At 36.4% G+C, this 10,283-nt stretch carries 8 protein-coding genes; 6 read left to right on the forward strand and 2 right to left on the reverse strand.

Annotation, left to right across the window (positions count from 1 at the left end):
* The first annotated feature begins 100 nt into the window (after window positions 1–100).
* The 3 genes from FC77_RS06600 (at window position 101) to FC77_RS06610 (ending at window position 5,189) form a co-directional block, all read left to right on the forward strand.
* The gene (locus FC77_RS06600) at window positions 101–1,849 is read left to right on the forward strand and encodes an ABC transporter ATP-binding protein (RefSeq protein ID WP_056970814.1); all 1,749 of its coding nucleotides are present in this window, start codon (window positions 101–103) and stop codon (window positions 1,847–1,849) included.
* A gap of 7 nt (window positions 1,850–1,856) precedes the next feature.
* The gene (locus FC77_RS06605) at window positions 1,857–3,644 is read left to right on the forward strand and encodes an ABC transporter ATP-binding protein (protein WP_056970816.1); all 1,788 of its coding nucleotides are present in this window, start codon (window positions 1,857–1,859) and stop codon (window positions 3,642–3,644) included.
* 135 nt (window positions 3,645–3,779) lie between these two features.
* The gene (locus tag FC77_RS06610; RefSeq protein ID WP_056970818.1) at window positions 3,780–5,189 is read left to right on the forward strand and encodes an FAD-binding oxidoreductase; all 1,410 of its coding nucleotides are present in this window, start codon (window positions 3,780–3,782) and stop codon (window positions 5,187–5,189) included.
* Between the two features lie 82 nt (window positions 5,190–5,271).
* Here the strand turns inward: FC77_RS06610 and FC77_RS06615 are convergent, their stop codons facing one another.
* Both FC77_RS06615 and FC77_RS06620 read right to left on the reverse strand, forming a co-directional pair.
* The gene (locus FC77_RS06615; RefSeq protein ID WP_056970819.1) at window positions 5,272–6,447 is read right to left on the reverse strand and encodes an SAM-dependent methyltransferase; all 1,176 of its coding nucleotides are present in this window, start codon (window positions 6,445–6,447) and stop codon (window positions 5,272–5,274) included.
* Between the two features lie 109 nt (window positions 6,448–6,556).
* Window positions 6,557–7,171, reverse strand: coding sequence for a lysophospholipid acyltransferase family protein (locus FC77_RS06620; RefSeq protein ID WP_054682186.1), 615 nt, complete (start codon window positions 7,169–7,171; stop codon window positions 6,557–6,559).
* A 62-nt stretch (window positions 7,172–7,233) separates the two neighbouring features.
* Here FC77_RS06620 and FC77_RS06625 point away from each other — a divergent pair, with 62 nt between their 5' ends.
* The 3 genes from FC77_RS06625 (at window position 7,234) to tsf (ending at window position 10,164) form a co-directional block, all read left to right on the forward strand.
* Complete coding sequence (locus FC77_RS06625; protein ID WP_056970821.1) at window positions 7,234–8,265, forward strand: GIY-YIG nuclease family protein; 1,032 nt, start codon at window positions 7,234–7,236, stop codon at window positions 8,263–8,265.
* Window positions 8,266–8,445: 180 nt separating this feature from the next.
* Window positions 8,446–9,255 carry a 30S ribosomal protein S2 gene (rpsB, locus tag FC77_RS06630; RefSeq protein WP_056970823.1) on the forward strand — a complete coding sequence of 270 codons (810 nt, stop codon included), beginning with the start codon at window positions 8,446–8,448 and terminating at the stop codon, window positions 9,253–9,255.
* 33 nt (window positions 9,256–9,288) lie between these two features.
* On the forward strand, window positions 9,289–10,164 hold the full coding sequence (gene tsf, locus FC77_RS06635) for a translation elongation factor Ts (protein ID WP_056970824.1): 876 nt from the start codon (window positions 9,289–9,291) through the stop codon (window positions 10,162–10,164).
* Window positions 10,165–10,283: the final 119 nt, after the last annotated feature.

A 10,283-nucleotide genomic window follows, 5' to 3' on the forward strand; every position in this document is an offset into this window, starting at 1 on the left:
ATAAATGTCTTAAAAAGTATCATCAGCTTTGTCAATGTCTTAACTTAATGACATTGGGATATCTTTCGTTCTTTTTTATTTTGGAAAGAAAAGGTGAAAAATGAATATTTTTAGTAAATTAGGTTGGTTCTTTAAAAAAGAAAAGAAACGTTATATTCTTGGAATTACTCTTTTAGCTTTGACATCCTTTGCTAATTTAGTTCCACCAAGAGTTTTAGGTTTAATGGCGGACCAACTAGATACAGGCCATATTTCTTGGGGTCAATATGTCTTACTTATCTTAGCCGTTATTGCATCTGCAATTGTACTTTATATTTTAAGGTATTTTTGGCGAAAACAAATCTGGGGTGGAGCTGCTGAGCTAGAAAGGCAATTACGATCGAAATTGTTTAGACATTTTATGGTTATGGACCGAACTTTTTATCAAAGACATCGTACAGGCGATCTGATGGCTCATGCTACTAATGATGTATCAGCTGTCCAAAATGTTGCTGGGGATGGGATTATGACCTCTGTTGATTCACTCGTCATGGGTTTATCAACTATAATTGCTATGATTATTTTTGTTGATTGGCGACTAACTCTTGTTTCCTTACTTCCATTGCCATTTTTGGCATGGGGAGCAAATAAAGTGGGTATTCGTCTTTATGATGCTTTTGATGAATCACAAGCGGCATTTTCGCGTTTAAATAATAAGACGCAGGAATCAGTTTCGGGAATTAAGGTAATCAAAACTTTTGGTCAAGGGAAAGAAGATACTAAAGCTTTTGATGGCATGATAGATGATACTATCAAAATTAATAAAAAAGTTTTTAAATGGGATGCTCTGTTTGATCCTTTAGGAACAATGATTGTTGGGTTGACTTATACCATCACTATTATTTATGGTGGCTTGTTAGTAACTAAAAAAATTTTGTCGATTGGACAACTTGTTTCCTTTATTGCTTACATCGGAAACATGGTTTGGCCGATGTTTGCAATTGGCTATTTATTTAATATTCTTGAGCGTGGGAGTGCAAGTTATGATCGGATACAGGATTTGTTAGATGAAAAGCCACAAATTACTGATAAGTATGCAGATGAAAATCTGAAACCTGTTGATATTCAAGGAGATTTAAAGTATCAAATTAAATCTTTTGCGTATCCAGATGAAAAGAATATCCCAGTTTTGAAAAATATTAATTTTACTTTGAAGCCAGGACAAACTTTAGGTTTAGTCGGTAAAGTTGGCTCTGGTAAAACTACTATTATCCAACTATTATTACGAGAATTCGATAAATATGATGGTGAAATTAGTTTAAATGGCCACGATATTCGTAAAATCCCATTAAATATTTTGCTTAGACAGATTTCGTACGTACCACAAAATAATTATTTGTTTTCAACTAGTATTCAGAAAAACATTTCTTTTTCAAAAACAGATGCAACTCAGAATCAAATTATTGCAGCAGCCAAAAAGAGTGATTTACATAATGATGTGCTCCAAATGCCGAAGGGATATCGAACCTTAGTTGGTGAAAATGGTGTTTCTCTATCTGGTGGACAAAAGCAAAGAATGTCGATTGCACGTGCACTATTAAAACAAAGTCAAATTTTAATTTTAGATGATGCATTATCAGCTGTTGATGCTAAGACAGAAACGGAAATATTGAAATCTCTGCGTAGAGAAAGACAAGGTAAGACTACCATGATTGCTGCACATCGATTAACTTCTGTTATGAATGCTGATTTGATTTTGGTTTTAAAAAATGGACAAATTGTTGAACGCGGCACACATAAGCAATTATTAGCTAATAATGGCTGGTATGCAGATATGTGGCGTAAGCAAGAATTAGAAGAAAGCAGGTGAACAATAAATGGAGGATGAACATACTGAATCAGTTTGGTCTAAAGAAATTCCTGTTAAAGAACAGTTAGGAATATTTAAACGTTTGATGCACTTTGTTATGCGCTTTAAAAAAGAAATGCTCATTGCTTTAATTGGAGCTTTTCTTGTCAGCGCTATTAATATGCTTTTACCATTTGGCTTGCAGTATTTTTTAGACAATTATTTGGTTCATTTGAGTGTACCTGCACAAATTATCTTATTTGCTGGTTTATTGTATGGGGTTGGATCATTAATTAAAGCAATCCTTCAGTTTACGTATGAGTATTTTTTTGCACTCGGTTCAGAGAAATCGCTAGAAAGTGTTCGCCGTGCTCTTTATAAAAAATTGCATACTTTAGGAATGCGATATTTTGATCAAACACCAGCTGGTTCGATCGTATCACGGGTGACTAATGATACGATGACTCTGAGCAATTTCTTGACAGTTTTGGGAAGTATCGTTATGTCTTTCTTCTCCATTGTGTCAGCATTTGTTGCAATGTTTACATCTAATTTTGTTGCTGGTCTAATAATGTTAGCTTTTCTGCCAATAATGCTCTTTATTATTTGGCAATATTCAAAGAGAAGTTCTCGTTTATACCGTAATTACCGTGAGCGTTTAAGTCGAATTAATACAGATTTAAATGAATCAATTGAAGGGGTTTCTTTAATCCAGCAATTCAAACAAGAAAAGCGAATGATTAATTATTTTGAAGATGAGAATAATTCTTTAATGAAAACCCGTTTCAATATGATTAATCTCAATTCGATGTTATTGTCACCGTTAACAAGTATGCTATATTCCTTGGCCTTAGCAGTAGCATTAATGTATTTTGGCTTTCCTTTAAGGACCACTTTTGTACCTGCTGGTGTGGTTTATGCATTTTCGCAATATCTTTCTCAATTTTTTAATCCAATTTCAACAATGATGGATCAAATGACCTTATTTCAAGATGGTATTGTTGCTGGTAAAAGAATTTTTAAAATCTTAGATGCAACTCAATATGAACCAAAACAAAATGCACAAACAGGACTGACGATTACTAAAGGTAAAATTGAATTTAAGCACGTTAGTTTTTCTTATGGTGGTAAAAATGAAATTTTACACGATATTTCGTTTACGGTTAATCCAGGAGAGACTCTAGGAATTGTTGGACATACCGGCTCTGGGAAAAGTTCAATTATTAACGTTATGATGCGTTTTTACGAATTTCATAAGGGTGAAATCTTAATTGATGGCGTGAATATTAAAAAATATCCAAAAAAAGAATTACGAAAAAAGCTTGGTTTGGTTTTGCAAGATCCTTTTATGTTTTATGGTGATATTAGTTCTAATATTCGTTTATATAATAGAAATATTACGGATAAACAAATTAAAGAAGCTGCTAAAACAGTTCAAGCAGATAGTTTTATTGAAAAGATGCCCGGTAAGTATCATGCTAAAGTAGGTGAAGGCGGTAGTGAACTTAGTCAAGGCCAACGGCAATTAATTTCCTTTGCTCGGACATTGGTGAGTGATCCAAAAATTTTAGTATTAGATGAAGCAACTGCTAATGTAGACACTGAAACAGAAGCTCTAATTCAGCAGGGTTTGAAACGCTTGCGTAAAGGCAGAACTACTTTAGCAATCGCACATAGATTATCAACAATTGCAGATGCAGACCAAATTATTGTGTTAGATAAAGGACGCATAGTTGAAAGAGGGACGCATGAGCAATTATTAGCCCAGAAAGGTTATTACTACAAGTTGTATACCTTGCAAAAGAAGCAAAAATAAAAAATTATTGCAATGAGGGTTTATTGATTTGTTATAAGTCAATAAACTTTTTGTATGCAAATCTTTGACAACGGTTACATAAGCAGATTAAAATTAAATTATAGGTGTAATTTAATTAGTAGAAAGAGAAAAATAATGAAATATCATAAAATAAACGAGGAAGATATTACAAATTTACGTTCTTTTATTTCTGATTCTGATAGATTTATAACAAAACCAACAAAACACTGGGATCATGATCAATTTAAAACTACGCACGCAATGCCTGATTTGGTAATTCAACCGGTTACTAATAAAGAGGTTGAACAAATTGTAAAGTATGCTAATGATCATAAGATTCCTATAGTACCAAGAGGTAATTCCACTGGATTGATGGGCGCTAATTTAACCGTTGAAGGTGGTATTTCTCTTGATATGGTTAAAATGAATAAAGTTTTAGAATATGATCCTAATAGTTTGACTATGACTGTTCAGGCTGGTATCCGTCTGAAAGATATTGAAGAGTATTTACAAAATAAACCATTTACCTATATGCCTGCTCCGGCAATGCACTGGGCAACAATTGGCGGCAACGTTGCCACCAATGCTGGTGGATTAAAGGCTGTTAAATATGGTGTAACCCGTGAACATATTCGCCAACTCAAAGTCGTTTTGACAAACGGTAAATTATACAAATTTGGTGCAAAGGCAGTTAAGTCATCATCTGGATATTCTGTTAAGGATTTGATTATTGGTTCTGAGGGGACCCTTGGCGTTATAACAGAAGTTACCCCCCGTTTGTACCCGCGTCCCCGAAAATCAATTAACGCAATTATTCCATATCCAACACTTGATGACGCAATTAAATCTGTTCCTGCAATTCTTGCCTCTGGTGTAGTACCTACTACCGTGGAATTTATGGGTCGGAAAGTAATTGACTTATGGGAAAAATACGCTAACGATACATTCCCAATTAGAACCGGTAATGGCTTTATTATTGTCGGAATTGACGCATTTACTGACGATGAGTTAAAAGCTGAATTAAAACATGCTTTAGATGCAGTTAAGCCATTTAAGGCACAAAAAGCAGTTGTTCTAGGAGCTGATTCTCCGGAAGCTAAAAAGATCTGGGGTTGCCGTGAAGCCTTGCTTTTGGCTATTCAAAAGTCCACTCCTAAGATGGATGAAGTTGATATTTGCGTGCCGATCAACCATATTCCTGATGTTTTAGACCGGGTTGACCAGCTTGAAACTGAAGTAGGTATGCGTATCCCTAACTTTGGTCATGCTGGTGATGGCAATTTGCATATTTACCTCTGTTCAGATGATATGAGTGACGCTGAATATGCTAAGAAGAGCAATAAGGTTATTTCTGAACTATATAAGACTGCCAAAGCACTCGATGGTAATATGTCAGGTGAACACGGTATCGGCTATGCAAGGGAGAATAACTTTGAATCATTCTATGGCAAAGACTATACGAATTTATTAAGAAAGATTAAGAATTTATTTGATCCAAATAATATTCTTAACCCAGATAAAATTTTCCCTTTGGAAGATAAGTAAAAGCAAGTAAAAAACAGCAGCAAAAAAGCGGGGTCATTTAACCCCGCTTTTTTAGTTTATTATGATTTATTATTATAAAATTTTACTTCATCATGTATTGCCGGGTCATCGGTAAGTTAGTACCTGATGGACCTTTGGTTATCAAATATTGAACAACGTCAATGTTTCCTGATTCAAATGAAGCAGCACAAGCTTGTAAGTAAAGATCCCACATCCGGGTAAATCTTTCGCCCATCTTATTTTGGATTTCTTTACGAGAATTGTTGAAGTTCTTGTCCCAAATTTCCAAAGTTCTTTGGTAGTGGCGGCGGAGCATTTCTACATCATCAACTTGTAAACCATTATCAATGATGTGGCCAATTTGTTCTTGCAAACCTGGAATGTAACCACCTGGGAAGATGTACTTGTTGATCCAGGCATTGACTGCACCGCCTTGTTGCCGGGTAATTCCGTGGATCAATGCGGTACCATCTTGCTTCAGGTATTTAGAAACGTCAGAGAAGTAGCCCTCTAAGTTTTCTTTACCAACGTGTTCGAACATACCAACTGAAGTAACGTAATCCCACTGCTTGTCGCCAAGTTCACGGTAATCTTCAAGTTTAATCTCAGCAACGTCTTGCAGATTTTGGTCATAAATCTTCTTTTGGACTAATTTATATTGCTCTTCACTTAAAGTTACACCAGTAACTTTTAAGCCATATTCCTTAGCAGCTGTGAGCATTAAAGTACCCCAGCCACAACCAATATCTAGTAAAGTCTTACCCTTTTGGGGATGTAATTTATCAAGGATATGGTGAATCTTATCTTCTTGTGCCTTTTCAAGGTCGTCTTTATTGCCATCTTCAAAGTAGGCACATGAGTAAGTTAAGGTTGGGTCTAACCAAAGCTTGTAGAAGTCATTGCCGATATCATAGTGGCTTTGGACATCTTTTTCACTCTGCTTTTCGTTGTGTTTTTGTTTAGGCAAAAACTTCCGGAACTTAGAAGAACGCATAAGGCTGTCGGCACTCTCATAAGCACCGCAAATAAGTTTTTGAATGCTGCCCTTGATTTCGATCTTTTTGTCCATGTAAGCTTCACCTAAAGCAAGTGAAGCATTTTTTGTCACATCGGATATTGGGATTTTTTCATTGAAAGTAATCTCAACCTCTGGTTTGCCGTTGCCGTAAACCTCACTTTTTCCATCCCAATAAGTTACTTTAACTGGGAAAGGAAAGGATTTACTAAGCATCTTCTTATAAAAAGTCTTTTCTAACAATTAAATTCCCTCCATGTTTATTAAATCTAATAATTTATTCTAACACTAAATAAAAAGTTATTAGAAGAATAATTGCAAGAAAAAAGATTAGCTTTTTAGGCTAATCTATTTATTTCGCGACGTAATGAAAATTAGGATTTTGTTCCTTATCAAGCTTGTCCCAAGCGGTCTGCATTTTACTATCAATGCTCTCTTCATTTTTGTGGTTCATTTTAGTCTTGTGGTCAATATAGATAGGATCACCAAAGCACACATCGAGTGATTTCCTCATTAATAGACCTTTAAAAGTAAGGGGGCCTTGATAAACAACGGGCACTATCGGTTTGTGCGAAAGTTTAGCAATTACTGACGTTCCGCTTTTTAGTTTATTTGAGTGGCGTGTTCCTGATGGGAAAATAATGAGTGAAAGCTTGCCCGCTCTTAAACCATCAATTGGAATTTTTAAAACTGACGGGCCCGGATGTTTCCGGTCAACGGGGAAGGCATGAGCGTGATCTAAAATAAAACGTAAAACGGGATTTTTGTATAGTTCAATTTTAGTCATGAACATGAATTCCATTGGGCTGGCTGCTAAAGCAAAAAGAATTGGCTCCCACCAAGTGCGGTGCGGAGCGGCTAAAATATAATTTCCCTTTGGAATTCGTTCCTTATGGTGAACGTGCAAGTGCCCATTAAGTACCCATACAATGAAACGAACGATGGGTCGAATAATACGATAAAACATAAATTTTCCTCCACTTTGTTGTAAGATATTATAGCAAAGCTAACTGAGAGGACAAAATTTTTATGGTTGAACTTGCTAAAAATGAACGCATTGATTACATGTACAGTGATGATTTAAAAATTATTCAGGATAAGACTGCGTTTAGTTTTTCATTAGATACCTTACTTTTAGCTTCAGCGGCTAAAGACGTGATTCATGATCGGTATAAGGTGGCGGATTTATGTGCAGGTAATTGTGCCGCTACCATCTATATGGCCTATTTCAACCGTGCAAAATACGATGCAATAGAGATTCAGGATGAGGCAGCGTCCCAAGCTCGTCGTTCGGTTGCTTTAAATAATATGGAAAATAGGATCACGGTATATCAAGATAACGTGCGGAACGCCCCCCAATTTCTTCGTAAAGATTCTTATGACGTTGTGGTTGTTAACCCGCCATATTTTAAGGTTCCAAAGGGTCACGAGGTGAATCCGGACCGAAAAAAGGCGATCGCAAGACACGAGATTTTAATTAATTTGGAGGAAATCATTGAGGTAGCAAGCGGTCTTCTAAAGATGAAGGGTAAGATGTTCATGGTTCACCGGCCGGAAAGACTAGGGGAGATTGCTTATTACTGCATGAAGCATGACCTGAGTATTAAAGTTGTCCAGCCCTTTGTCTCCCACCGGGGTGAGGATAGTAATTTGGTTATTGTTGAAGCGGTCAAGCATACCGCAAGTGATGGTTTGGTACTAAAGGACGCGATTGAGGTTCACGCTAAAAATGGTGATTTCTTGCCCCGTATTCAAAGAATCATTCGCGAAACTCCTGAAGACCGAAAAAGGCACGAGCAAAAAGAAAAATATTATTTCTACGTTCTTTTGTGTCGTGACGGCAGTTTTTATGGTGGTTTTACCAACGATTTAGCGCACCGCTTAAAAATGCATAATAGTGGTAAGGGAGCAAAGTATACTAAGGCTAGAAGGCCGGTAAAAATGATCTATCATGAAGAATTTGATGATAAAAGTTTAGCCTTAAAACGGGAGTATTGGTTTAAACACCATACTAGGAAATGGAAAGAAAGTTTCCTGCGTAAACATTCTGCTCACTTTTAGCCTTGCGTTTTCTGTCTAAATTTAGTATCATTTTTAACGTACAGTGTATGGGGTATTTTGTGCCCTAAACAATGTGCAAGTAGAACACATCAAGAGCGATCGGTGTTTTGGTGCCCAGGGTAGTGGTCAGACATCGAATTGAACGCTTGAGAGGATTAAAACCATAGGAGGAATTTATTTATGCCAGTTGTTACAATGAAGCAATTGCTTGAAGCCGGAGTTCACTTCGGTCACCAAACTAGAAGATGGAACCCAAAGATGGCTCCTTACATTTTTACCCAAAGAAACGGTATCTACATTATTGATTTGCAAAAGACAATCAAAATGTTGGATGATGCTTACAATTATGTAAGAGCCGTTGCCCAAGATGGTGGCGTTATTCTTTTTGTAGGTACTAAGAAGCAAGCTCAAGACGCAATTGCTGAAGAAGCAACCCGTGCTGGCCAATACTACGTTAACCAACGTTGGTTAGGTGGTACTTTGACCAACTGGAAGACTATTCAAAGTAGAGTTAAGAGATTAAAGCAATTAAAGGAAATGGCTAAAGATGGCACCTTTGATGTTTTACCAAAGAAGGAAGCTTCACTCTTAACTAAGCAAAAGGACAAGTTGGAAAGATTCTTAGGCGGTATCGAAGATATGCCAAGAATCCCAGATGTTTTATTCGTAGTTGATCCAAAGAAAGAAAAGATCGCCGTTCACGAAGCAAATATTTTGGGTATTCCAGTTGTCGCAATGGTTGATACGAACACTGATCCAGATCCAATCGATGTAGTTATCCCAGCTAATGATGATGCTATTCGTGCCATTCGCTTAATTACAGGTGCTATGGCTGACGCTGTTATTGAAGGTAAACAAGGTCAAGATGACAGTGACGACGAGAAGAGCGTTGAAGCTGAAATGGCTAACGGTGGAAAAGATTCTAAGAAATCAGATTCAGAAGATTCAAGTAAAGAAGATTCTGAAAAAGATGATTCCGATAAAAACTAGTTTTTACTATTAGTTCTATAGGAGGACACATTAATGGCAAAAATTACTGCTAAACAAGTTAAAGAATTACGTGATCGTACCGGTGCTGGTATGATGGATTCTAAGAATGCTTTAGTTAAAGCTGATGGTAGCATTGAAAAAGCTATCGATATTTTAAGAGAAAATGGTGTTGCTAAGGCTGCCAAGAAGAGTGGTCGTATTGCTGCTGAAGGTTTGGCAGAATATGCTATCGATGGCAATACTGCAGCTGTAGTAGAAGTTAACTCAGAAACTGACTTTGTTTCATCAAATGATAAATTTATTAAGTTAGTTAATGATATTACTAAAGCTATTTTGGCTGCTAAACCTGCTAACGTTAAAGAAGCTCTGAAGGCTCCTTTGGCAGATGGCACTATTCAAGACGCTATTACTAATCTGACAGCTGTTGTTGGTGAAAAGATCACTTTGAGAAGATTTGATATTATCACTAAGAACGACGATGAAGTATTTGGTGCTTATAAGCATAATGGTGGTGCAATTGTTTCTGTAGTTACCATGAAAGGTGGCAACGAAAAGGCAGCAAGAAACATTGCCATGCATGTAGCTGCAATCAATCCAGAATACTTAAACAAAGATTCTGTTCCTGCAGCTGATTTGAAGCGGCAAACAGACGTCTTTACTAAGGAAACCGAAAACGAAGGTAAACCTGCAAAGATTGTACCTAAGATCGTTAAGGGTCGGGTAAACAAATACTTAAGTGAAATTTGTTTAGTTGACCAACCTTACGTTAAGGATTCTGATAAGACTGTTGCAGAATACGCTAAGTCAAAAAATGGTGAAGTTGTTGCTTATACCCGCTATGAAGTTGGCGAAGGTATCGAAAAGAAGCAAGAAGACTTTGCTACTGAAGTAAAAGAACAAATGAAATAATTTAATTATTAAATTTATAAGGAGAAGGAGACATAGTTCTCCTTCTTTTTTGTTTATTAAAAAATTTCCTGAATTATCAAATTAAGTGCAACACTGATTCAAATAGGTCATGAAGCCAA

The sequence above is a fragment of the Lactobacillus acetotolerans DSM 20749 = JCM 3825 genome (assembly GCF_001436775.1).
GTDB classification, from domain to species: domain Bacteria; phylum Bacillota; class Bacilli; order Lactobacillales; family Lactobacillaceae; genus Lactobacillus; species Lactobacillus acetotolerans.